Origin of the sequence: Paenibacillus sp. M2, from assembly GCF_046713495.1 — a bacterium.
Lineage (GTDB): Bacteria > Bacillota > Bacilli > Paenibacillales > Paenibacillaceae > Paenibacillus > Paenibacillus amylolyticus_B.
This window is the reverse complement of the sequence record NZ_CP169648.1, coordinates 4,724,687-4,747,392: the sequence shown is the minus strand read 5'-3', so window position 1 is coordinate 4,747,392 and position 22,706 is coordinate 4,724,687. Positions and strand designations below refer to the sequence as shown.

Genomic DNA, 22,706 nt, shown 5'->3' with positions numbered 1-22,706 from the left:
TCTCAAGTTGACGATTGTATATTTTCATTTTTTGCTCCCTTTATATTCAAATGAAATGGTAATTTTACAGTGTTTAAATTAGAAAATCTGATTCTTTTCTTCTTCGAAATCTCTCAAGTCATAAATTTGTGTTGTTGAAATATCATTGTGATGGGCGACATATTTAGATACCAAATGCATCGGCACACCAGATTCTAGCAAATATGTGATACATGAGTTTTTAAATATATGTACGTTAATTCTACGCTCTAACATGTCTGATAGCACATTGGTACAGAAATCATTAGCCCATGCTGAAGACATCGCTTTTATTTCATTCCCATATCTAGTTGTGAAAACATATTCGCTTTCGTAACCGCGTGTATCAATCCATTTTTGCCAGTACGGTAAGACTTCCAAAGGAACCATATATTCGAGTGGTTTACCATCGGTTGAAGGGCCCTTACCGCGAACTACGTGAGATAGTACATAATTCTGACCTTCAGGAACTTTATAATCCATAATTTCTGACTTGAACTGAATTATCTCTGAACGTCGAGCACCCACAAGAAAAGCTGTAGCAAGCCATGCCATGCCTAACCAGTTTTGATCTTCTTCAAGGATCTTCATCATTGAGTCAAATTCATCTTTTGTAACTTTAACCTTCTCATAAACTCTATTCCGCGCAATAGCAGGGAGTCCACGAGTAAAGTTTCTAAAGCCTTTATAATTTTCTTCTTCATCTGCGATAATATTTTCAATGTGATTACAAAGACTAGACACAACAGATTTTCTCAAACTAATAGCTGAGGAAGACATTTTACGATTGTCACGTATGAAACTTAGATAACGCAAGAAATCGCGTTTGGTGATCTTATAAAATGGCTTGTCATTCATTGAACTAAAAAGATACCAGCCAAATTGTCGAAGTACACTTGTATATTGCTTTCTTGATGCTGGAGAGAGATCTTGTACGGAGATAAATTCATCTACAATTAATCTATAATCCTCATTGACCTGTAGCCACATTTCCTCAGTTACTTCTGCTTGTTTCTTAGCTGGTTCACGTAATGTATTTTGCTTGACTTCTTTTTTGCTCAATTAACATCATCCTTACGTATATTGATCGTAACTTTCCAATGCCATAAATAACACGCTCCCTGTGTTTTATTATTTCAATTTGATATTCTGACGTTTTAAGCCTCTATACATAGCCGCTTTGTGAGCACCAGTATTCCTTAACTCTTCGCGTGTTGCCTCAGTGAATGGACGTGGAACACCAGCATACTCAAATGAATAATTGTAATTTTGTCCACTCTCCACAATTTCAGCAACGTTTCTATCGCCATCAGAGCGAATATTTTCAACTGAAAGAGTAGTGTCATTAATCAATTCAGACTTCATACTTTCCTCGCTACCCAATAACCCTGTTCTCTTGTATGAATATGCACTATTGGGGTCAGGAGTATAAACCTCGTAGACTTCTTCTTTTACTTTTTCTTTTTGAGTTTGCTTAACAGTTTTAGCTACATCATTAACCAATGCTTTTCCAATAGGTTGATTCAACTTTTGTAGAAACTTAATTAAATCCTGTTGTGTCTTAACCTGCATCTGCAATTTCCTGAGCTTGAGCAACTGAGTAGACAGCCATCTCAGCAATTACTTTAGCTGCATTTTGTTGAGCTACTTTGAATCGTTCTTCGAGTTTATCAAGTTCAGATTTAGGGAACTCATTGATCACCTCATTGGTGATTCCATTGTCCATAAATTTTCGAGAAATACCGATCAATGCACCCAAGTCCATTTTTTTAGGAAATGGAAGGTCAGTAAATTTCTTCATCATGAGAACATTAAACAGACTCAGCGTACCTCTGATTAGGACATCATCAATCTCTGTCTTGGACCTGAGCTCCTCAACTAGTGCAATATACTCTGTGACAACATCGTCCATCAATGACTCACGGAAAAATGTGTGTATATTTACTTCATATTTTTTTGGGGTTACGTATACTGTTTTTCGCTTGTTGTTCTCATTGTCAACAGTATTCAACTTAGCTAGTGTAAGCTTATTTGATTTTGCCATTTATTCATCTCCCTTTATGGTTTATAGCCATGATAAGCATTGATTACTAGTTCAGCTCTTAAGTTGTAATTATGATACCTGTACACGAATTCTTGTGCTTTTTTAGCCTTCTGTTCACGTTGTATATCTGTCATACCCAATACTTCATTAACCATCAATAATATCTCATCAGTATTCCTAGGTAAATAAACATGATCATGGAATAAATATTGCTGGGCAGGAGTGAAAGGGGAGATAAGAATACCTCCTCCTACAGCAAGACTCTCTGCGGGGCGCATAGAAGTTTGAGTTATAGATTTATCATCCAAGTTTTGACCTAGAATAATTTTGCTTGAAGAGTATAAATAGGGCAGATCCTCATATGCGCCGTATCCTCTATAAACAGAAGGGTAGCTAATGAGATTCACTTCACGATTAGAATCCATCCACCACTCATTACCGAATACACTTACATCGTATCCATTCTCTACGACTGGCATGATGAATTTTCTGGTTTGTTCAAATCTTCGCTCATAATTGTTAGCAATTAAAACTATGTCTCTCTGAACACCTGAATCTGTATTTTTATGAAAGTCAGGATTGCAGCCAAACAACATCAGTTCAGCTTGTTTTCCTTTATTCCAATAGTTTGGGAGACATTCTGCGGTTGTGGTGAAAATGTAATCAGCATAATCAGACCAATAATCACCTATCCAATGATCGAAGGGAGTATCCTCAATACTCCACAAAGCATGAAATATTCCCTTTTCTCTTGTATGTTCAAATATACCTTCAGCGAAGTTAGCAAAACATTCAGAAAACACAATGTCTACATGATTGTTCTCTATATAATCTTTAAAAAGTTGAACTTGGGTTTCCTTATCCTTGTCCCATAATTGATATTTGCCATCCATAATATGTACTTCGTGTCCAAGATTTTTAAATCCTGAAGATATACCGTATTTGATGAGAGAACTTGTATTTGTAAATAAAACTTTAAGACCCAATCACAACACCACTTTTCAGTGCATATTCCTCAATTGCTTGTTCAATTTGGTTGAAACGTACTTCCCAAGTGTTTTCCAAAGCGATCCGTCTGGCTTCTTCCTTGAACCCTCTTAGTTTTGAAGTGATAATCGCCTCATCAACTCTTGCTAAAAACTCATCATTATTATCTGCTGTAAGTACTGCTGATGGATATAGATCAGTCTCATGCCATTTTGTTGCTACAGTAATTGTTCCTGCTGCCAAGTGTTCATACATTTTAACTGGAGATGCAGATTGAGTAATATTGGTTTTAGTATTAAATGGAATAAGACAAACATCAGCATGTGCGTAATAGTCATATAACTCATCATGGTTCTTACATCCCAAGTTAATAACATTCGATGGACATTGTTTACCAAACTCCAGTCCTACAAATACAGTAGGATATTTTTCTGCTACTTTCTTAATCAGATATGTACTTGTCCACGAACCTAGAGCCCCAACAAATGCAACAATGGGGCCATCAATATCTTCATATTCTTTAGGTTTATTGGATGGTTTGTTGATATATTCAGATGGAGCAGCATTACGCACTAGATGAACATTGTCGTGCATTTTGCTTCGGATATCATATAATCTTTGACTTGAAGTAAGCATTATGTCTGCACTGTTTACGGCAAACTCTTCATACATTTCCCAATCTGGAAACTCGTCGATACTATCGTAAATGTTGATTTTTGCATTCACCTTATCAAAGTGTTCGGCTGATTTTGCCCATGTAGCATAAGCCACATCGATTTTATACTTCCCGTGTTTGACATCTTTCATGAAGGATTCGAAATTATGGATTACATAAATGTTAGGTTCAACCTGTTCAATAGGCTTCTCGGATTGAGTGTTATTGCAAAAGTAAACTGTCCATCCGTTACGTGCAAACTGTGAAAGTATCTGTTGTGGACGTTGTTTTAAAAATTCCCAGTTAAGGACGGGGAAGTAGAGTATTGTTTTTTGTTTCATTAATAAACTCCCTTAATTGTTGTTCAGACATAATGTGCTGACTATAAGCAAACAAATCACAAAAAAGCTCAAAACCATTGTCTTGAGCCATCTTACAAAAGTATGCGTCTTCTCCTTGAGGATGAAATCCGTATTTTATAGACTTATAAACTGATTTATCCAATAAAATGACTGCTCCCGTTAAGTCCACTCTTTGCAATTTAGAGCAGAGTAGGGCAGGGGCAGTCTTAACATGATAGTTTGTTATATGTCGATATTGCCCTTTATCATCCAATTTCATGATGTTCGGAAACAGGTACGGCTTATCTTTATTGGTCAAATATCCATTGTAAATCAATCCCGATATGATCTTTTTCCCATGCTTGAGTAACTTAGTAATAACATCAGGTTTTACAAGGATATCTGTATCGATAAAAATCAATTTATCGGTTCGAACTTTGCTCATAATGTAATTCTTTAAGTTGCTCAAACTCTTATATATGTATTTGTTTCTTACCGTAAACTCTCGTTCATCTTCGGGTGAATTATTGTTAATTACATCTATTCTGATATTATTGTACAAACCTTTGTTGTCTTTTTTAAATTCTGTCAGCAACTCAAATGTTCTGTCTAAACTATCATTAACAACGAAATGTAGATCGATTAAAGATTTAGGATAATTGATCTCGAAAATTCTAAGTAAATATTGTGGAAGTATCCACTCTCTATTTCTAACTGGTGCAGCTATTGTAATTGTTTTCATGTTTACTCCTAGAAAAAAATAGGGCTAAGCCAATTAGACTCAGCCCCTATGTATTTTAATCTTCCAACAAATCAATGATAACCATTGCTGTTGATTTTGTATCTTTCAATACTTCACATGTAAATGTGAATGGTTGAGGATCACCAGTAGAAGCCATACCGATAGAGAATCCCGGCAGAACTTTAAGTTTAGGCACAGTGTACAGTGCTTCAACATCTTTTCCGTCTTCGTTTCTCCACATAGTAGTTCCTTCAAGGAGGTATGTACCCGGGAACACATCAGAGTGTACAGTCATGCTTTGAGTAGTGTCAGGAGCATTGTAATAGTAATCGACAATGACTTTCTCACCAACCGCCAAACCTGCAAAATCAATTTCTTGAGAAACAGGAGTTGCTGAAATTAGTTTCTCACCCATTGAAGTCCCGTCTACTGTGCGATAGAAGAATGCTGGTTTAGTTGACAAAGGCTCTTTTGCGAGAGTAAGTGTATCTACTTCTGAAACTTCAATTACTTCTTTCTTACGTACTGGCTTAACGCCTTTCTTAAAATCAGATCCTGTAAGGACTCCAAGAGACTCTTTGGAAATCAAAGCATCTTCCATGTTAAGAGTTACGTCTTTCTCAGAGTCCCAACCGATAAGTTTAGGATGTCCTTTTCCGCCTCTGGCATAAACTGTTGCGCCCTGAAATTCTAGGGTAGAAGTTGTAAGACTCTCAAGATATACTACTGGTTCTCCTGTAGTTGGATTCTTGAGTACTACGTCCATAATTTCGCGTGAACCATATCGACTCATTAATTTTCCTCCATATAATCTAAATTATAGGCAGCATGCCTATCTCACACCGGAAATCCAATGTGTTAACTTAATATTTTTTGAATCTGCTCCATGAAGGAGTGCTTGGATGTTAACCTCATATTCATCAATCATTCTCATGCGATTGAATTGGTCATTAAATTGAAAGAAATTCAGTTCAAAAACATTAAATATGCTTATTCCATTGGCATTCGAACATAAGATTGAGATTAAATCTTGTAATGACAGCGCGCCATCAGATTCTTGATCTTGCTTGAGTTTTCTTAGCTTATTCTTTCTCGCCAACATCTTCTCTCTGAGCGCTTTGACACGATCATTCAAGGGATTGAAGTCATCGTCACTTTCTGACGCGTAACAGTTTTGAGTTTTAATTATTGTTGATAGTGAGTCTAAAATCTCAAATGAGTACTCGTTGTCAGCAATTATCAAGGAACTCTGTCCTTGAGATAGAGATACATTCATTCCTAAGAAATATGAGAAGGAGGTAAGGTATTCGACTACTAAATCACTTCCGTCTGTTTGAAGTAGAAAGAAAATGAGAGGATAATCAAATTCGCTAAAATCCACATCAACAAATATATCTTCTTTTTGTAAGGAAACTAGTCTCAATCTCTGATTGAACTGGTCATATCCTAAATCAATGATTTCATTTAGTGTCTTTGGCTTTATTGTTAAACCATCAAGCACAATGGATTGATTCGCCAGAGTCTTTAACTTCACATATTCCTTATCCATCACTGAAAATCACGGACTTTGAAGGTAATATAGGAGCCGTGATAGTCAGTATTTACGCTTAATGCATCCATCTCATAAAACTCAATTTTACCAATTCCAAGACCACGCTCACTATTGAATAATTCGTCTAGTTTCATGATTATGTAATCTGTTCTAAGACATCCGTAATCCGTCCTAAATAAATCTTGATGGGTGAAAACATTGAATTTAATTAATCCACTTCTAAAAACATTCTTTATTGGAAGATACCTTTCAAACGAAATAGCTATGTATGTTTTCTTTTCCTCGGATGTTTTGGGAATAAACCTATGCGGAAAAACTCTATCGAATAAAACATCTTCTGGAATAACATCTGGCTTATCAAGAAAGTTCATTTCGTTGTAAGTTAGAGCTTTAAGTATTTCCTGACTGGAAAAAATCTTATCCAAAACAATGAGCTTATCTTCTGCTAAGTTTTTAAATCCTGACACATAAACACCTCCTCAGAGGTTAAGTAACCCGATAATCTCGTACAATTTGATAGCTCAAGAATCCACTCACGTCAACTGAACGCGTGTCATCAAAAGTTGAAATAACATTCTTTAGTTGATCTAGTGTCTGTGGAACAGTACGATGCACTTCTTCCCCTAGACTATTTCTGGCAATCGCTACATACAGTCCACCGTTTGCTTCAAGATGCCCCAGTTCATAAGTGATGCTGATGCATTTGAGCGTTTCAATTGCTGAAGCTTTACTATACTTAGTTTTATCAAATGCCATCTTCAACTTATTGTCTGTGCCAATTGAATAAGCGAATTCATGTTGCGGATTGATTGCTACATCTAAGTCAACATCAACGATTTCTACAGTTGGTGTAGCACTGATTACAATGTCACCGTCAATACCAGATGAATGTTGACGTGAGTAGGGGAGAGCGGAGAACGTAATCCATGCGTTATTCAAACCCTCTGTGTAATTCTCTGGTTTCAGTTCACCAAAGCGAACAATACTTTGACCCATGAACACACTCCTTTATATTAGTGATTTAATTTTTATTTCTTTTTGTCCATTGGACAGTCCATTAGCATTTTTGACCTGCAAAATAACAGTACCCAATTTACGGTTACTGTTTGCTTTGACTACGCATGTATTTGCTATAGGATCTTGCGAAGATATTGAAGCGAGGAGAGTAGGGGAGCCATCCAGATTTGTTAATGAAAATGAACTTTCATCAGAAATTTTAATACCATTATTATAAAAATTAGCCACATATGTAGACTCGCGGTTTAAGTAAATATCATTTGCTCCGTCTATTGTAGCGTCATAGTCATAATGGATAGTGGGGGCTACATATATATTCAGATGTTTATCAATTCCATATGCCGAAACAGTTATAACTGCTTCGCCTGATTTATGAATAGTAATAATCCCTTGTTCATCTACACTTACCAAATCAGGACTCAAACTAGAGTATGAAATTTGCGGATCACTTACTTCTGATCCGTTTCTCTTTACTCTAACATTGATTCTTGCAGATTGATGGATGCTGAGAGATAGAGGATTGTCATTAAGGATAAGCAACTCATATTTACCTAACTTATGGTAGTCGGCAATACCCAATTCAAGATCGTCTTTGACTGGATCAATTTGATCTGACTGTAAACTCAAATTTACCAATCCATCATCAGACATATAATCCGTATCAATTACCTTAAATGCTTCGCTTCCAATAATGAAACGTGTGTCACGTAGTATTGATTGTGTCTCAACATCTTTACTCACTACAATCTGTCTACGTCCAGCAGGAAGGTTCATTACTTTGTCTTCTTCTGTACCAAAATTAGAGCGAGCATTGAAGTAAAGGATAGAAGGGAAGGCTTGAATAAATCCATCTTGATCAATCCATTTAAGATCAAAGTTACATCTCTCAATCTTGCCGCTAACATATACATCATTGGGATCATCGCTAAGACAAAGCCAAGTTTCACTATTTGAGCGTTTAATGCTATATCCCGCTTTAATTGAATAACCGGGCTCCATCAATATAGTTTTTACAGTTGGTATCTTTGCATCAGACACAATTTGAACCGGAACTTTTACTTCCTCGTTATTTAATAAGACCTCTTCAAAGGATGGTGAGTGTCTAAAAAAAGTTTTAATTGAGTGTTTTGCATGTTTGACTGTAGCAGACTCAACATTTTTTTGTTTACCAACTCTTTTTTTGTAGTCGCTAATTGAATTCAATAGCAACACCTACTAACTGTAATAATAAAAAACCATATCTTGATTCACTTCTGCTTTGATATCGTTTTTCATTTTACTGATTTTATCGAGGAAGTTTGCGGGAGAATACAGTTTAAAGTCTTTGTTGCCCAACTCATTCCTGACGTTTTCAAGTCGTAAAATTTGAGGAGTTAACCAATGTATGATCATAAACTTGGCTAGGATCTCTTGTTCGAGATCACTTAATTCTCTTAAAAAGACAAGCTGATAGTCATCTCTTTCAGCAAGTAGTTTTGAGGCGTATTTAAAATCTGATATTGCGCTACGTAAATACTTCATAAGTTGAACTTCTAGTTCTTCGTCTAAAAGTTCTGCCATTTCGTAGTCAGTGATTTTGGTAAGAAACCTATCATAGATCGAATCGTACGCTGTATACATATTCCCACCTATTCGGCAGAAATAAGTTGATCAAAATCGTATCCGCTAATTTCTTGAATGATTTTAAGTTTACCAGTAGCCAAATCTTCGATTTTCTTAGACACTTCAATTACTCGACCAATCACTTGTTTATCTGTGATTCCAGAGAGATGTTTTTTCATTGTCATGATGTTTCCTTTAAGCAGTGTCTCAATTTGCTCATCAGTCATGCCTACAACATCTGTAGATTCCGAAATCAATCCAAGCTCGATGTTTACCTCATCATCTTGTACCAGCAATCTACGTTTACTAAAAATACTAGACATATTGTTGATGTAGAAGATTTCTTCTGAGTCCAACATAATAAAACCTTTAGGGTGCACAAGGACTTCTCTCATACCGTCCATGAGGCGCAATCCAACTGCACTCGCATATGGATTAGTAACTTTAACTTTTTTCGTCTGCATATATTCCTCCCGAAAAGATAAGAGGGAACATCTCTATTCCCTCGTTTATGTATTATATATTTCTATTTACTATTAAAGAGTGGAGAGAGTCTCGTCTTTGTAGATTGCCAAAGTGTGACGACCCGCATCAACCAATCCCGCTCCCATATGTTTGTCAAAGCGCATTGTATAAGAACGATCCTTAATTGTTTGTTCTTGCATAGGTACAACATCACCAGCAAATTGAACTTTAAGAGTTTTCAGGTCATCAGATGCTGCTGGAACGATATAGATCAATCCTTTATCTAGTGCAGTCTCATATCCTTGGAATCCAACATAAGGATTATCCAATTTGATAACTGGAGCTCCTTTATATGTACCAATCAAACCATTGGAGTTTACTTCATCGATAATGTTGTCACTGGTGCGACCTTGAATAGAAGTCAAATTAGGAAGTTTTTGCAAAGCTTCGTAGTCACCAATGATTGCAGCTCGACCACCAAAGCGTTGCATAGCAGTAAGCAATGGATCGAACGCATTTGCAATAACACCGTTACCTGAAGCATAGATTGGAGCAGCAAGACCTTCATAACCAGCATACAGAGTGCTTTGTACTTTTTGAGCTGCTTTGATTTCAAATTCATTTGCTGTGTCACGAAGCAATTCTACAAAATCATATCGACCAGCAGCAATTTCAGCCCACTCAGCAACTGGCATTGCAGACAGCTCTTCAATATCCAACCCAGAATATTTATGTCCTACTTTAGAGCGATCCGCAGTACCGCCAATTGCCTGCCAGTAAGCTTTAATTCCTTCTGTTTTTGTTTTGAATTTTGGACGTTCATTGAAATCTGTTCGCTTAACTTCGGCAATCATTTCAATGTACTTAAGTCTGGTGTCCAAAATAGTATCTACAGAGTAAGCAACAATTTGGTTGAGTTCATATAGGTTCATCGGGTTTGGGTTTGAGGCCAATTCCTTGATTAACTTAACAGAATCCTCGTAATCCATCTCATTATATTTTTTATTAGTGGTTGCTTTGGACATTGTTTCGATAATTGCTGATCTTTTGTTAATATTGGACATGTATTTTTATTCCTCCGAATTATGTATTATTAAACAGTTACTACTTGAACTTTAAGAGCTGGCTTACCATATAGAGTTGTTTTATCTTTTACGACAAAAGTAATTGCTGGGGTACGAGATCCAATCGCCTCTAGTTTTCCGCCTGCGCCAACCGCCACAATATCATTTACATTGAATGTGGCGATATCGCCATTGATTTGGTCAGTGGTAAAAGCGTTACTTGGAAGGAAAGACTTAAGCCGTAGAAATTTGTTGGCAGGAACAACGAAATCGGCATCAGCTACAAGTTCTTGGTCAATGTGTGTGTTTTGGTTGTAAACCATCAATAGCCCAGCTTTATCACCAGCAGTAGCGTCCACCACGGGTGTTGCCGATTGTGTGCCATAATTTGGTGTTACGAATACACCGTTAGCTGTTGGTACAGTTGATTTGAGATTTCCGATATATGTATTATCTGTTGATTGATTAATAATTGCGGACATTTATAAATCCTCCTAGTAATTAAAAATTAGTTTCGTGGTGCGTAAAGACGTTCTTTTGCTGATTGAGGGATAAGGTCTTGCTGTTTTGAAGCAGTAACAATTACAGTTTCTTCTTTTTGATCTTCTGCTTCATCTTTAGAAGACTTACTCAAAATCTGTGCAACCACAATAGCGTCTAGTTTGCTAGAGTTTAGTTCATTAATTGCTTGCACTACTTCTTCAGACTGCATTGACTCTTCAGTAAGTACTTTTTGATATTTGCTTTGCAGTTCATTAATTTGCCGTTCTTTTTCTGCTGTTTCAACTTTAGATTTATATGGTTCCAATTCTTCAATCTTAGAGTTCAACTCTTTTTTGCTTTCCTCAAGACTCTGAATCTCTTCTTGTTTGCCAACTAGAGCACTATTGAGTTCTTTGACTTGTTTATCTAGCTCTTCGATCTTACTGTTTAGTTCTTTTACTTCTTCTTCCATTTTCTCAGTTTCCTCCTTATGTCTTGCATTTAGTTCAGTCGTGATTGTCGCTGCCTCTGATTCTTCTTTTTCTCTTGCTTCAATTAGTTCTTCTACATTCACACCTTTTGGGATAAATCCTTTATAGCCCTCAATCCAATTTTCCTTGTCGTCCAGAATAACAATATCGTTCTCAATCTTATAGTTGATCTTAAAAAGAACTTTGTAATCATCTTCATCTTCAACAATTACGTGATCAATGTACATTTCCTGAATATAGTAGTTGTACGAACGATAATTACTTCGAGGATTGATAGGATTAAGGATGTTGTAGATTTGATTTGAAACATCAGAGAATTTTAGCGACGAGAGCTCCAGTTTTCCATGGTATGAAATTTCAATATCTTTGTTAAATCCAATATCTGTTTTAGTCATCTTTATTTCTTCTCCCAAATCTTTTTCTAGAGCCTGTGCTACCAACAGAGTTGGTTTCGATTTTACCTCTGCTGGTTCTGATACAATACAGGAACCAAACAAGGAGTTTACCTTACCTTCAAATTCGTAGTCCACATTTCGAATACCCGTATCATCATCGATAGATTCATATCCATACACCATTGCTTCACAACTAAACTCTAGATCGCCTGATTCATATAGGGTGATAATTGATTCGCAAACAGTAGGGTATCGTTTAAGTATTCTTACATCACCCATAAGTTTTAAAGCACCTTCGGCGTCCGTTTCTTCACGGAAATCAACAAAAGTACCTATCGTGTCAGTTTTAAGTACACTTGTATGTTTATCTAGTTCGTGATTAAGGCTTGCAAAAAATCCATTCTCAAGTTTTGTACGATTGACAACTAAAGGTATACCTATAAATCTGTCTTTATTCGCAACTACACCCTTAATGTAACTCTCGTTAAACTTCAGGTTGTTTAGATTGGGTTGGTCAGTCAGGATACACATACTTAGTTCCATATACACGTCATTTGAGGTACTGTTCAGTTCTAGATTTTTAGATTTTAGGGAGATAACTTTCTCTTGATTTATTTTTATCACCTCCTTAACCAGTTAATATTCACCTAGGTGTTGCTTGGAAATGGACTTTCATTTGCATTACTGTTATTGTTTTTGTCCGACTCATCAGTTGACTTGTTTTCACTCTTTCTGCCAGAAGGTGAACCATCTCCACTTTGAGTGAAACTGGTAGCATGAACAGGGAGTTCGTCAAGTTTCAGAACTTCATTTTCATACCTAACCTGAGCAAGCCAGTGATCGAAATTATATCCGGCTGATTCAACATAGTCTTTTAGGCTGCCACGGCCTTTAAGATATAGGGATTCTGCCTGTTTGAAGCCAGTCTCCTTATCTAAAATCGTCGCGCGGCTGAATCGAATAGAAGGGTTCAAGTTATCATTAGTTGCTATCTGCTCCATGTAGAAGTTCAAAGCTTCTTCAATGTCCTCTAACATGTAGAAGATAGTGGAGTAGATTTTTTCTACATTAATTGAAGATGAACCAAAGCTTTGGCCATTAGCGCCGCCCATGTTAAGTGACATTGAATAACCTAATTTTTTATAAATGTCTCTTTCAATTCTTTCCCACACCTCTTTTGGGAAGGTGTTCATATTGACCTTAAGTTCTTCTATGTTGATAAATGAAGGGACTGTGAGGGGAGCAGTAGAGGAGCTATCTGGAGAGTGATGATCGTGTTTTTTCTGAACAAGATTTTTAAGGTTATTATGATAACCTTGAGTAGCATCTTTTGACACAGGAAGTTGAGTTTTTCCATCTTGACTGGGAATGGTTCCGATTTTCTGAATGATGATTTGGTTGGTAACTCGATCAGCAAGTGCCTTTTCAGTCTTCTCCAATAAATCTCTATGGAGAATACTTGCCACAGCAGGAATGCAGTAGGGGATACTGTAAGGTTCATTCCTTGAGCCGCGAAGTTTAAACACTTGAGTTTTGTGAATATCAAGAGGTACGTAACGTTCACCTTTACCAGCCTTATAGTCTAAGTATTTTCTAGTTGTGACCTCGTCGGGTGCTGCATTTATTTGTTGCGCAAGCCCTTCGTTGAGCTTATAACTAGACAAGTATTCTAAGTCATAAAGCACTTGCCAACGACCATTAACCATATATTCAATGCATATTTGGTCAGTCTCTAAAAACTGTATGTATTTATTCCCTCGGTTGTACCAGACACAAACACCCTCAACGATCTGCGTAAATAAAGTATCTCTGGCAAGTTTCTTGACGTTTATCTTCTTAATGAATCCATTTATCTGAGTTTTATTCTTTTTAAAGGCCATTGCCTCATTATTTAAGTTTACCGAGTAGTTTAAAACAGGAAGGGTTTTGAAAAGATCGTAAATATCAGTTACAATACCTTCTTTGTTGTAATAGTACCTACTCAACTTAATAAGATTTTTTCGATGCTGTAGCGGATTCCTGAGCCATAAATAAAGATCTTTCAAGTTGACATCGATTACAGCGCTTTGCTGACTGTATTGCGATAAGAAATCATGAAAAGAAGATAGCTCGAAATAACTACTGTCTACTAACCCATTGTGATTATCAGTTATTTTTTTCACCCACTCTCTGTTCAAAACGTAACTTAACCATAGATAAAGAAATGATGATCATCATTGTTCGTTTCTCTAAATAGACTTCTCTCTAGTTCCGTTGCGATATAATTTCCGTATGTAACTGAGCTATATCTATCTTTTCTTTTCGTCTTTGGTTCTCTAAGTCTGACGAGTCCATTATCTGTGATCTCACCTTCTAGATTGATCATTTCGTTAATCAATAGAGTGGTCTGGTTGAATGGCATCTCATATTTTACTTGCAATTCTACTGAGAGATCAGAGTAGCCTTTTAGTTTCTTAAGATATTCTCTGCCTTCCATATCGTTAAGCAAGAGTTTAACTTTGCCTTTTTTAAGACCATCTCTAAGTAAGATGGCGCACTGACTGTTAAATACTTGATTACCCTTTATACTGTATATAACCTTTGGAGCAGTAGGATAAGTACATCTCTCTGCCATCTTCTCATCATTAATACAGTTCCATGGATCGTACTCTATATTTCTATCTTGATCAAAGAGAGGTTGAACCAATGAATCATAAATACCAAGTCCCATATTTTGTGTATCTAAAACAAGATAGTCACAGTCAAAATCATTAAATAATTGTCTGATCCTAACTGCCTGAGTGGTGGTATGTCCCCCAGAAATACTTTCCATGTAAATAATATGGCGATCAAAACCTTTTGCACTTGGAACTAATCTAAAAATGGTGTAAACACTACTGTCATTTTCTTTCCCAGCCATACCCGCAATGTCGCAACTGACCAATCTGATTTCCCCAAGTTTTTTAGTTTCATATTGGAATGTTTTATCTTTAATCAGACCGTAATATTCTCTAGGATATAGGGGTTTGTTAAGTCTACGATTTTTATTTAAGTCTTCATATTTAAAGAATGCCTTTTCGGATTCCCCGAAGAACATGCATTCCATTTCCATGAAAAATGCTGTAGCATCGAAATCCTCTTCTGACATTTCATCTTTAACTTGATCTTCCATCAATAAGCTCTCTTTAATTGCCAATTGATAGGGCAGACCGCAAACAAAATAACTTTTGCCTGATACCATGGATTTATAAAATGACTTTAATTTTGCCCAAGACCAGTGAACGGTGTACCAACAGGAGGAGAGGTAAACTTCTTTGTTTCTCTCTTGCAGATGTGCGTATTCAGGCTTATTAAGATACTTGGGTTGACGAGGAGCAGTGAGGAACTTACGGAGAACTTTATTTATGATATCTAGATCAATCATACGAAACTCGTCTGCTATCAGAAGATTCGCGCGCTTACTTCGAGCGCCGTCATTTGAAGCAACAACCTTTATCCAACTGCCATTATGAAACTCAACTTTTGGATCATTTGCCGAGGTGGATAAATCTGATATTTCCCTAGCTAAGTTAGAAGAGTTTTTCCTCAGATCATCAATCTTTTCTATGACTTCTCTTGCCTGACCTTTAGTTCCTGATGCTATAATTATTTTAGTCTCAGGATAAAGAATGGCTCTAACACAGCAATATATTGAGGTCAAAAATGTCTTTCCTTGTCCACGACTAGCAAGGTACATAAAATAATGAGACAAGTTCATCATGAAAATTAGGATCATCTGAAACATCTTCAAATTGATTCCTAAATATTCTTTTACAAATCTTTGTGGATTTGCTCGATAAAAACTTGCCCATATGCCAATACCTTGGTTCAATCTGTCTGATTTAGTTAAATTGTCAGAATGCTTGTTGTAATTTCTTCCCTTTTCGAACAAGTTGTTTCCTTTAGTGGATTTGTTTCTTTTCACTTGGAAGTTTTTATGACCACTCATGAATTCACCGCGTCATCATCTTCGACATATTCGGGTGCGTCGACCTTGTATTTTGAAATCTCATCTTCATACATCTGTGCATATTCATTGTTAATTCCTAGCATTCTGCATAAGTGACCTAAAAACCAAATTTGCACATATTTTTTGATACCGTCAACATCGGCCCACATAGGATCTGGTTCAGGAACTGGTCTCTCATTCTCATACTTTTTAATCAGTGTTCCAAAGGTCGCCTGTTCTGTTGCGTTTGCTCCAGTTTCTTGAACTGGTTTGATATTAGACGAACCAAGTAGTTCTTGTAGTGTTTTAAGTAGCTTTTCTGTGGGTTTGTTAGCTTCTCTTGCTTTTCTAATGGATAATTTTTCATGAGCTATTTCTTGAAAAAGCATCTCTTGAGCATAAGAGTCACACTCATATGAGCTTAAGAGTGTTTCGTACTCATTTTCCAAATATAAGTAGTCATCAATTTCATATCCTTTTCCCCAAAAAGAGACATATTTATTTTTTTCATCATCGTTTAGAGTAACCTGTGCTTCTGAGTATTCATTCAAATCATCAGAAGCACTATATTCTGGCGTTGAATTAAAGACACTATCGGAAAATGTCTTTCCTTTGTAGTGTGACAACGATGAGATTTGAGGGATGTACTTACTCCAATCTTTATCGCTACTCGCCCATGCATCGTAAATGAAGGGCTTATCCATAATTGCTAGTACAGATTTAATCCTATCCTCATAACCATTTGACTCTTTTGATCCAATGTGATCAGATATACATTTCTTACATATTTGAATCTTATCAGTGGAGAACAGCGGATTCGTGTTTACATAGAAAGTGGTTGGCATTTTTAACTCATTACACTTTAAACATTTCAATTTTATATTCTTTGAAGCAGTAATTCTGCATCACCTTCCTAAACATGCTCCTTAATAAAAAAAACCATGGGGTAGGAGGGAGCGTCCGGTTTAAAGAACCTTATGGCAGGATCTCCCCATGTAAAAATAAATAAGAAAAAACCCGATTCTATACTTAATCAGGTAGTCGATTTATGTATTCTTTGCAATTACAATCTAATGTTATAGGTGAGCGTACGCCCTTTGTCTTCTTCAAGTACCATCACTTTAGCTCCGGCATTTGATGTCTTTTTGAGTTTTAGTGAATAGTCATCAATACCTATAATAGAAGGGGATTGTACGTATTCAATATCTCTCATGCCACTCATACCAATAGTTTTCTCATGTGAGTGATGCAAATGCCCACTGAGCAAAAGATGAATTGGCTTGTTATATGTTAATGAATAATCTTTGATGCTATTTTCTAGGCTCTTTTCGTTCTCTCCATGAACCCCTAAAATTTTTGTACCAAGGATGTCTAGATACATGAATTCATTGCAGTTAGTTACTGAAACATTCTTATTATCCTTTAGATTTGCTGAAATCAACTTAGTAATCCACTTTTGAGCATTTTCATGTGGGAATTCATCTCTTTTGCCTGACAGGAGTCTAAGCTGATCATGATTGCCAAAGATTGAGTAGTAGTCAACTAAACAATATTTAGATAATTCATTTAACCATTGACTCATAAATTCAGCAAAATGGATTGCCGAATCAGTGACTCCCATTTTTAGGCTCATTAACTGACTCATACGAAGAATGCCATCAATACTATCGCCTAAGTTGGGAAGTGTGACATGGTTAATCTTATGATCATCGTTAATGGATACAAACTCTTCAAGCAACTTCCACATACGTTTCTCTAGAATCTCTGGGCTGTATTCGTTGAGAAGTTCACCTTCCCATCCAAACAGTTTGAATGATACGCCGTCATGCATGTCCGCAATAGGGAAGAGGAAGTCACGTTTTGCGTTATTCTTTTTGATATGAATATTTGGAATATGTATAGTTGGACGATTAATTACTGCTTCTACAATCTTTTCTTCAAGCAGATCCGCTCTACCTTGCTCACGAATCATCTTGCTGTACTCAATCTTTTCAGTTTGAAGTTTGACTCGCTCTTTCTTTAATTCAATAGTGGCATCCTGAACCTCATCAACCACTTCAGTTGTTGCATATTTCTCAAGAATAATTGGCTTCCATTCGACATAAGAAGCATATTTTTTACGCCATCTCGATTCTGTATATTCTTCCTCTGACTCTTGATTTAGCAAAGTAGCAGCTTGGGTCCAATTCAATCCATACAATTCCAGATTGTCACCTAGACGAATATGATAGTCTGTAATAGTTTCATTTACGCTTCTTTTTGCTGTTGTAGGAGTCATCAATTCACTCCTTTGGCTGAACTGGAAGATCTTCATTGATAGAAAGTGTTACATTTTTACCATCATAGAATTTAAGTTCACTCAATAGGTCATACGTTTTAAATCCATTTTTATCTTCTTCGGTGATTTCCATAGTTTCTGTGTTCAGAAAACCCTTAAATTTAATAGAATTATTTCGCTTTGCCATATTATACTGCCCCCGAATTATTTTATTGAATTTCTAATTTCAGTACATCTGGTAATTTTTTTGATAACTTAAGATGCATTCGTTTTTTCTCTATAAAGCGAATTAATTGTTTTTTCGAATTATTCCAAGTTCCATATGTATTGTGAAAGCTACCCTCAAAATTGACACTGTGGCATTTTTCGCATAGAGTTATTCCATTGTTTATATCCGTTCTTTTATCTGGGTTTGATGAATAATTTTCTATGTGGTGTGCATTCAAACTGCCACCTTTTTTTAAGCAAGATTGGCAGATATAATTATCTCTTGAAAATACTTCTTTTCTCCATAATTTATAATGCAAACTATTCCTGAAAAGAGCATCTTCAGAAGTAACCCCTCCAGACCAATTAGATGAGTTTTCCTTTGATACACTTTCACTGTAACAGAATATGCAATTGTGTTTGCGATAATGGAGGTTGCCTACATTGGTGAGCTGGATTTTATCTGGATGCCTTAAACAGACATACTTCATTTTTGTTTTATCATTCTTGTAAGCAACTTCTAACAAATCGTATCCTTTGTCAGTGAATTTCTTTTTAATTGTTGAGTAGTCTCTTCTTTTTGCGTTACCTTTTCTTTCTCTCGTACACTCTTTGCATCCGACATTTGAGTACTTCAATAGCTCATAGGTTGTTTTCTGAACACTGCATTCCGGATGCTTGTTGCATTTAAAGTGAATAATAGTGTTATAAGTTAAATTCATACTGGCGGATTCATCTTTTGTGATTACATAATCTTTTTCTTCAAACAGTAGCCTGAACTTACTAAGCTTGGCTTCGTATCTCATTGAAATTCTACATTGAATACAGGGTGTAACAGGGTCTCTAAGTAATCTATCAAAATTTATCTTATAAAGCTCTGTGAGATGAAGATTACAATTATAAAACAAAGATTGTTTATTATTTTTGTATTCATCTGAGACTAGTAAGCAGTTTCTTTTTCTGAATTCTTCTTTTACATATTCAATATTATAAATATAAGTCCACCATTTTGACCTTTCTTAAATATAAGAAAGGGTGGGAGTCTACCCCACCAGAACTGCTTTCGTAACGGTTATTTGGGTATATATTTACTTGAAAATATTTTTAAGTGTCTGACTTGGCTTGAAGGCAGGAGCTTTGCTAGCAGGAATATCCATTTCTTCTCCAGTCTGCGGATTCCGTCCTTTGCGCGCCGCACGATCACGAACCTCAAAATTACCAAAACCAAATAGTTGAACTTTCTCGCCTTTTGCGAGTGTTGCTGTGATAGTACTTAGCGTTTCATTAATTACTTGCTCTGTGTCCTTTTTAGTTAATCCTGTTGACTCTGATACTGCATTTACCAATACTGTTTTATTCATTTATAAATCTCCCTTGTAATTGTTTATTTGTTGTGGTGAAAGTATGCCATTTGAAACTTCTGTTACTTGTCATTAAGCCGTGAATTAGCATACCTCCCCTAAAACACCTATCTAAAATACACTCAATTTTATTGAAACCCTTACGCACCAAGGGTTTTTATTTTTTAATCAATTTTCGTTTCCGACTTTTTATTATTTTTATTCCTATAAGTTAAATTTCTCTCTTTTTTCTTCTCATTGTCCACGATTTTTCCACAGACTTCACAGTATTTCTTAGAGTTGTTACTTTTATTTCTATTATTATCAACTACGGTATTGCATCTTTCACATAGCTTTATTCTTGAGATAAGATTTTTTTTGAGATTATCTACAATTATATCTCCGAAACTTGACCATAATGTTGTTTTGTATCCAGAGTTTGAACCATTATAGAGATACTCGATTAAAACATCAGTAACAAAATAGGGATCGCTATGTATTTGTAACAATTCATTTCTTATGTACATATAAACGGGGAGGTGGTCAGTGTTATTTATATCACCACTTTTCTGCCTCGATGAAATCATCCACTTAGTGTCATTTAACTCTCTATACTTGTTTAACACTGCATCATATGTCTCATCTTTATCTCTGCTCTGGCTCATTAAAGCTCTATAATCAAACTCATACACATCAGAGACTGATTTAAATCTTATTCGAACATCTGGAAACATATTTTTCAGCCTATTAACCGTTGTTGTGTTGCTCCAAGATTCAGTAATTCTTTTTGCTTTCTTATTTTTTCTGTCTTGTGGCTTAAGTCTATATTTTTCGTAAGTAAAGAAGTGGGGCATCTTCATTTTATTAAATGGCTTAAACATAGTCTTGATATGTTTTGGTCGAACTGGCTTGTAATTTGTTTTCGCTGCATCAATCTCAAAATTATTTTCCATTGTTCTGATTTTAACTAGATCTACATCTACTGAATCGCTGTTCCACAACTTTGTAATATCGTTGCTGATGATTCCAATATTTCCGCTAAAAGCTCTTTTTAAATTTTTCTTGATACTATTTCGACTGATCTTCTCTGCTGGGGCTTTCTTCATATCATAGTAGAGCGGTACAATGCCCTCCATATTCCTTTCAGCTACTTTTACTAATGTTTTATCGTTACTTACTGTCACTTTATCTCCGTCACAATCAAACATTAGGATTTTGCTGATAGGGTCGTGAATAGATGTATGAACGCTTTTACTAACAAACCACTCTCGGGTTACATCATCAACTACATTAGATCTGATAGCATGTTCCTTATAAAGATGCGGACTTCTCAAACAATCGACTTTATCTTTATCTGGAATTGAAACGCATGAAACTTCGCCATCTAACAGTAAACCAATTGGATTTTTATTCCCATTAAACAAATACTCACAAAATGCATACAGATCAGGGGCAATGAAAGTATAGCATCCATCGACTTTGATTTTTCCCGTATATACTTTCCTCATTAAACTAGCCTTGGCTTCCTTAAGTTTAGTTTTTACGTGAGGATCTAATAAGAGCTCGGGATATATGTATAATGATTGCTGTAGATTGTTCTTATCTTCGAACTTTCCCTTTGTTGCCCCTAACAGATTGAGCATTTCGTCAGGGTTGCTTACTGTTTCTTGGATGTCATTACGAGTAGCCGATACAAGTTGGTTTAACTCTTCTTCGGAAATTAGAGTTAGTGTTTGCAACATTTGATAACAAAGTCGAGCAGAGCTTAATTCGTCTTCTTCTGTATTAGTTACACTAGCATGACAGTTATGCTTCTTGTAGAGTGACTTATACTCATCCCAACTTTGATAGTATTTCCACATCTTAAACTGAGACTTAGTGAAAATAACTTCTATCTTATCTTTAATAATGTCGTGTTTCTTACCGTATATATCAGTTACAATTCTATTGTGCTCCCCCACAAATTTATCAAAAGGGAAGGGGACGAGTAAGCCTTTAACCCACGGTAGACGAACCATAAAGGCTTTCTTGCTCTTCTTGGGTAAAATCATTCCGCAGCCATCTGTGTGGCAAACTGGCACATCCATCTTTCTTCGACGGACGGTATAGTTGACATCATCGACGAAATCAACGGTAGTATTAATTGAAGTTTCAAAATCTTCCACAACGATTGAGCGATCAATATTGAATTTACCCCATAGATCAGTTGCGCTCGAACATAATGCTAAGTAGGCCAAGTATTTATTAATGCTAACACCATATAGCCTTTTGTTGCTTTTGCCAATGTCATAGTGATTATTGATTCGCTCTTCAGTAAGCCCACACATTAGGGTGAGCTTGACTTTTTCCCAAGTTTCCTTTTTCATAAAGACGGTTTTCTTAGTTCTGATTTGTCCAGCAGACGCAGTAAACGGAACATACTCCTCACCGTTTAGAGTGAATCCATTTTCCACTAGACTGTCAAACACACTGTAGTAATGAGTTTCGACAATAATTACGTCTTCGTATGTCTGATTTTCTACTAAACCAAGTGTACGAGTGAGTGAAGACTCAAAAAGAGATACTTTGTTATTGATAGACAAACTATTTGGGTTTAAGTTTCGCTTTAGATTAACGTTTGAATCTATAACTGCTCGAAAACTAGTTTCTAATTCCTTAACCTTGTCTTTTTCGTTGTTCTGTTTTGCTCGGTTGATTTCTTTTCGCAATAATCTTTCTTTTAATGTAAAGAAGGCGCTCGTATCAACGCTATATATGTATACTTGCTTATCCAGTGCCATTCAAACATCCTTTACTATATGTATTATTTGTTTGTAATACTCTTATACCAGAAATATTCATTATCCAAAACATCTATGTATTCAACACAATCATTTATTCCATCTCGCATCCAATCTGACACCATCTTCGTTTCATATGTATCTACTTCAAATCCATCATAGTATCGATCCTCCCAAGTGATAGTTGAGTGATTTCCTTTATTGTGTTTGTTTTTCAAATTGCTGCTCCTCTATGTATGTTTTATATTTGGTGTTCATCACCATGTACTCATATTAAT

24 protein-coding genes are annotated in these 22,706 nt (G+C 36.0%); all 24 read right to left on the bottom strand.

Features of this window, described 5'->3' with window-relative positions; translation table 11 throughout:
- Positions 1-78: 78 nt before the first annotated feature.
- Complete coding sequence (locus tag ACETMN_RS21965; protein WP_240661925.1) at positions 79-1,080, bottom strand: tyrosine-type recombinase/integrase; 1,002 nt, start codon at positions 1,078-1,080, stop codon at positions 79-81.
- Positions 1,081-1,149: 69 nt separating this feature from the next.
- On the bottom strand, positions 1,150-1,590 hold the full coding sequence (locus tag ACETMN_RS21960) for a hypothetical protein (protein WP_256975013.1): 441 nt from the start codon (positions 1,588-1,590) through the stop codon (positions 1,150-1,152).
- A complete protein-coding gene (locus ACETMN_RS21955) occupies positions 1,580-2,062 on the bottom strand; it encodes a hypothetical protein (protein ID WP_091014520.1) in 483 nt (160 codons plus the stop codon). Before ACETMN_RS21955 ends, ACETMN_RS21960 begins: the two co-directional genes overlap by 11 nt.
- Positions 2,063-2,076: 14 nt before the next feature.
- Positions 2,077-3,048 (bottom strand): glycosyltransferase, encoded by a 972-nt coding sequence (locus tag ACETMN_RS21950; RefSeq protein ID WP_091014519.1) that lies wholly within the window; start codon positions 3,046-3,048, stop codon positions 2,077-2,079.
- A complete protein-coding gene (locus tag ACETMN_RS21945; RefSeq protein ID WP_091014517.1) occupies positions 3,038-4,045 on the bottom strand; it encodes a hypothetical protein in 1,008 nt (335 codons plus the stop codon). The genes ACETMN_RS21950 and ACETMN_RS21945 overlap by 11 nt, the downstream gene beginning before the upstream one ends.
- Positions 4,008-4,787, bottom strand: a complete 780-nt coding sequence (locus ACETMN_RS21940) for a glycosyltransferase (RefSeq protein ID WP_091014515.1) — start codon at positions 4,785-4,787, stop codon at positions 4,008-4,010. Before ACETMN_RS21940 ends, ACETMN_RS21945 begins: the two co-directional genes overlap by 38 nt.
- 55 nt (positions 4,788-4,842) lie before the next feature.
- Positions 4,843-5,580: a hypothetical protein gene (locus ACETMN_RS21935; RefSeq protein WP_091014513.1), complete on the bottom strand. Its 738-nt coding sequence runs from the start codon at positions 5,578-5,580 to the stop codon at positions 4,843-4,845.
- Between the two features lie 39 nt (positions 5,581-5,619).
- Positions 5,620-6,321, bottom strand: a complete 702-nt coding sequence (locus ACETMN_RS21930) for a hypothetical protein (protein ID WP_411735132.1) — start codon at positions 6,319-6,321, stop codon at positions 5,620-5,622.
- A 14-nt stretch (positions 6,322-6,335) separates the two neighbouring features.
- Positions 6,336-6,806, bottom strand: a complete 471-nt coding sequence (locus tag ACETMN_RS21925; RefSeq protein ID WP_091014510.1) for a hypothetical protein — start codon at positions 6,804-6,806, stop codon at positions 6,336-6,338.
- 19 nt (positions 6,807-6,825) lie between these two features.
- The gene (locus ACETMN_RS21920; protein ID WP_091014508.1) at positions 6,826-7,335 is read right to left on the bottom strand and encodes a hypothetical protein; all 510 of its coding nucleotides are present in this window, start codon (positions 7,333-7,335) and stop codon (positions 6,826-6,828) included.
- A gap of 12 nt (positions 7,336-7,347) precedes the next feature.
- Positions 7,348-8,559: an Ig domain-containing protein gene (locus ACETMN_RS21915; RefSeq protein ID WP_091014506.1), complete on the bottom strand. Its 1,212-nt coding sequence runs from the start codon at positions 8,557-8,559 to the stop codon at positions 7,348-7,350.
- A 12-nt stretch (positions 8,560-8,571) separates the two neighbouring features.
- On the bottom strand, positions 8,572-8,916 hold the full coding sequence (locus ACETMN_RS21910) for a hypothetical protein (protein ID WP_143786482.1): 345 nt from the start codon (positions 8,914-8,916) through the stop codon (positions 8,572-8,574).
- A gap of 68 nt (positions 8,917-8,984) precedes the next feature.
- A complete protein-coding gene (locus tag ACETMN_RS21905; protein ID WP_091014501.1) occupies positions 8,985-9,422 on the bottom strand; it encodes a hypothetical protein in 438 nt (145 codons plus the stop codon).
- A 72-nt stretch (positions 9,423-9,494) separates the two neighbouring features.
- The gene (locus ACETMN_RS21900) at positions 9,495-10,487 is read right to left on the bottom strand and encodes a hypothetical protein (RefSeq protein WP_091014499.1); all 993 of its coding nucleotides are present in this window, start codon (positions 10,485-10,487) and stop codon (positions 9,495-9,497) included.
- Between the two features lie 29 nt (positions 10,488-10,516).
- Positions 10,517-10,969, bottom strand: coding sequence for a hypothetical protein (locus tag ACETMN_RS21895; RefSeq protein WP_091014497.1), 453 nt, complete (start codon positions 10,967-10,969; stop codon positions 10,517-10,519).
- A gap of 26 nt (positions 10,970-10,995) precedes the next feature.
- Positions 10,996-12,399, bottom strand: a complete 1,404-nt coding sequence (locus tag ACETMN_RS21890; protein ID WP_179198439.1) for a hypothetical protein — start codon at positions 12,397-12,399, stop codon at positions 10,996-10,998.
- 104 nt (positions 12,400-12,503) lie between these two features.
- Complete coding sequence (locus tag ACETMN_RS21885) at positions 12,504-14,033, bottom strand: hypothetical protein (RefSeq protein WP_179198438.1); 1,530 nt, start codon at positions 14,031-14,033, stop codon at positions 12,504-12,506.
- Between the two features lie 8 nt (positions 14,034-14,041).
- Positions 14,042-15,823 (bottom strand): terminase large subunit domain-containing protein, encoded by a 1,782-nt coding sequence (locus ACETMN_RS21880; RefSeq protein WP_091014492.1) that lies wholly within the window; start codon positions 15,821-15,823, stop codon positions 14,042-14,044.
- Positions 15,820-16,698 carry a hypothetical protein gene (locus tag ACETMN_RS21875; protein WP_411735131.1) on the bottom strand — a complete coding sequence of 293 codons (879 nt, stop codon included), beginning with the start codon at positions 16,696-16,698 and terminating at the stop codon, positions 15,820-15,822. Before ACETMN_RS21875 ends, ACETMN_RS21880 begins: the two co-directional genes overlap by 4 nt.
- A gap of 188 nt (positions 16,699-16,886) precedes the next feature.
- A complete protein-coding gene (locus ACETMN_RS21870; RefSeq protein WP_091014489.1) occupies positions 16,887-18,101 on the bottom strand; it encodes a hypothetical protein in 1,215 nt (404 codons plus the stop codon).
- A gap of 4 nt (positions 18,102-18,105) precedes the next feature.
- Positions 18,106-18,288 (bottom strand): YonK family protein, encoded by a 183-nt coding sequence (locus ACETMN_RS21865; protein WP_091014487.1) that lies wholly within the window; start codon positions 18,286-18,288, stop codon positions 18,106-18,108.
- A 22-nt stretch (positions 18,289-18,310) separates the two neighbouring features.
- Entirely contained in the window at positions 18,311-19,114 is an 804-nt protein-coding gene (locus ACETMN_RS21860) for an HNH endonuclease (protein ID WP_091014485.1), read from the bottom strand.
- A 282-nt stretch (positions 19,115-19,396) separates the two neighbouring features.
- Positions 19,397-19,669 carry an HU family DNA-binding protein gene (locus ACETMN_RS21855; protein WP_411735130.1) on the bottom strand — a complete coding sequence of 91 codons (273 nt, stop codon included), beginning with the start codon at positions 19,667-19,669 and terminating at the stop codon, positions 19,397-19,399.
- A 164-nt stretch (positions 19,670-19,833) separates the two neighbouring features.
- Complete coding sequence (locus ACETMN_RS21850) at positions 19,834-22,428, bottom strand: RNA dependent RNA polymerase (protein WP_411735129.1); 2,595 nt, start codon at positions 22,426-22,428, stop codon at positions 19,834-19,836.
- Between the last annotated feature and the right edge of the window lie 278 nt (positions 22,429-22,706).

What these genes read in the sequence shown, in the direction of transcription:
- ACETMN_RS21960 (WP_256975013.1), bottom strand. Translation starts at nt 1,590, where the DNA reads ATGCAGGTTAAGACACAACAGGATTTAATTAAGTTTCTACAAAAGTTG.
- ACETMN_RS21955 (WP_091014520.1), bottom strand. Translation starts at nt 2,062, where the DNA reads ATGGCAAAATCAAATAAGCTTACACTAGCTAAGTTGAATACTGTTGAC.
- ACETMN_RS21945 (WP_091014517.1), bottom strand. Translation starts at nt 4,045, where the DNA reads ATGAAACAAAAAACAATACTCTACTTCCCCGTCCTTAACTGGGAATTT.
- ACETMN_RS21940 (WP_091014515.1), bottom strand. Translation starts at nt 4,787, where the DNA reads ATGAAAACAATTACAATAGCTGCACCAGTTAGAAATAGAGAGTGGATA.
- ACETMN_RS21935 (WP_091014513.1), bottom strand. Translation starts at nt 5,580, where the DNA reads ATGAGTCGATATGGTTCACGCGAAATTATGGACGTAGTACTCAAGAAT.
- ACETMN_RS21920 (WP_091014508.1), bottom strand. Translation starts at nt 7,335, where the DNA reads ATGGGTCAAAGTATTGTTCGCTTTGGTGAACTGAAACCAGAGAATTAC.
- ACETMN_RS21910 (WP_143786482.1), bottom strand. Translation starts at nt 8,916, where the DNA reads ATGGCAGAACTTTTAGACGAAGAACTAGAAGTTCAACTTATGAAGTAT.
- ACETMN_RS21905 (WP_091014501.1), bottom strand. Translation starts at nt 9,422, where the DNA reads ATGCAGACGAAAAAAGTTAAAGTTACTAATCCATATGCGAGTGCAGTT.
- ACETMN_RS21900 (WP_091014499.1), bottom strand. Translation starts at nt 10,487, where the DNA reads ATGTCCAATATTAACAAAAGATCAGCAATTATCGAAACAATGTCCAAA.
- ACETMN_RS21895 (WP_091014497.1), bottom strand. Translation starts at nt 10,969, where the DNA reads ATGTCCGCAATTATTAATCAATCAACAGATAATACATATATCGGAAAT.
- ACETMN_RS21890 (WP_179198439.1), bottom strand. Translation starts at nt 12,399, where the DNA reads ATGGAACTAAGTATGTGTATCCTGACTGACCAACCCAATCTAAACAAC.
- ACETMN_RS21880 (WP_091014492.1), bottom strand. Translation starts at nt 15,823, where the DNA reads ATGAGTGGTCATAAAAACTTCCAAGTGAAAAGAAACAAATCCACTAAA.
- ACETMN_RS21870 (WP_091014489.1), bottom strand. Translation starts at nt 18,101, where the DNA reads ATGACTCCTACAACAGCAAAAAGAAGCGTAAATGAAACTATTACAGAC.
- ACETMN_RS21865 (WP_091014487.1), bottom strand. Translation starts at nt 18,288, where the DNA reads ATGGCAAAGCGAAATAATTCTATTAAATTTAAGGGTTTTCTGAACACA.
- ACETMN_RS21860 (WP_091014485.1), bottom strand. Translation starts at nt 19,114, where the DNA reads ATGAGATACGAAGCCAAGCTTAGTAAGTTCAGGCTACTGTTTGAAGAA.
- ACETMN_RS21855 (WP_411735130.1), bottom strand. Translation starts at nt 19,669, where the DNA reads ATGAATAAAACAGTATTGGTAAATGCAGTATCAGAGTCAACAGGATTA.
- ACETMN_RS21850 (WP_411735129.1), bottom strand. Translation starts at nt 22,428, where the DNA reads ATGGCACTGGATAAGCAAGTATACATATATAGCGTTGATACGAGCGCC.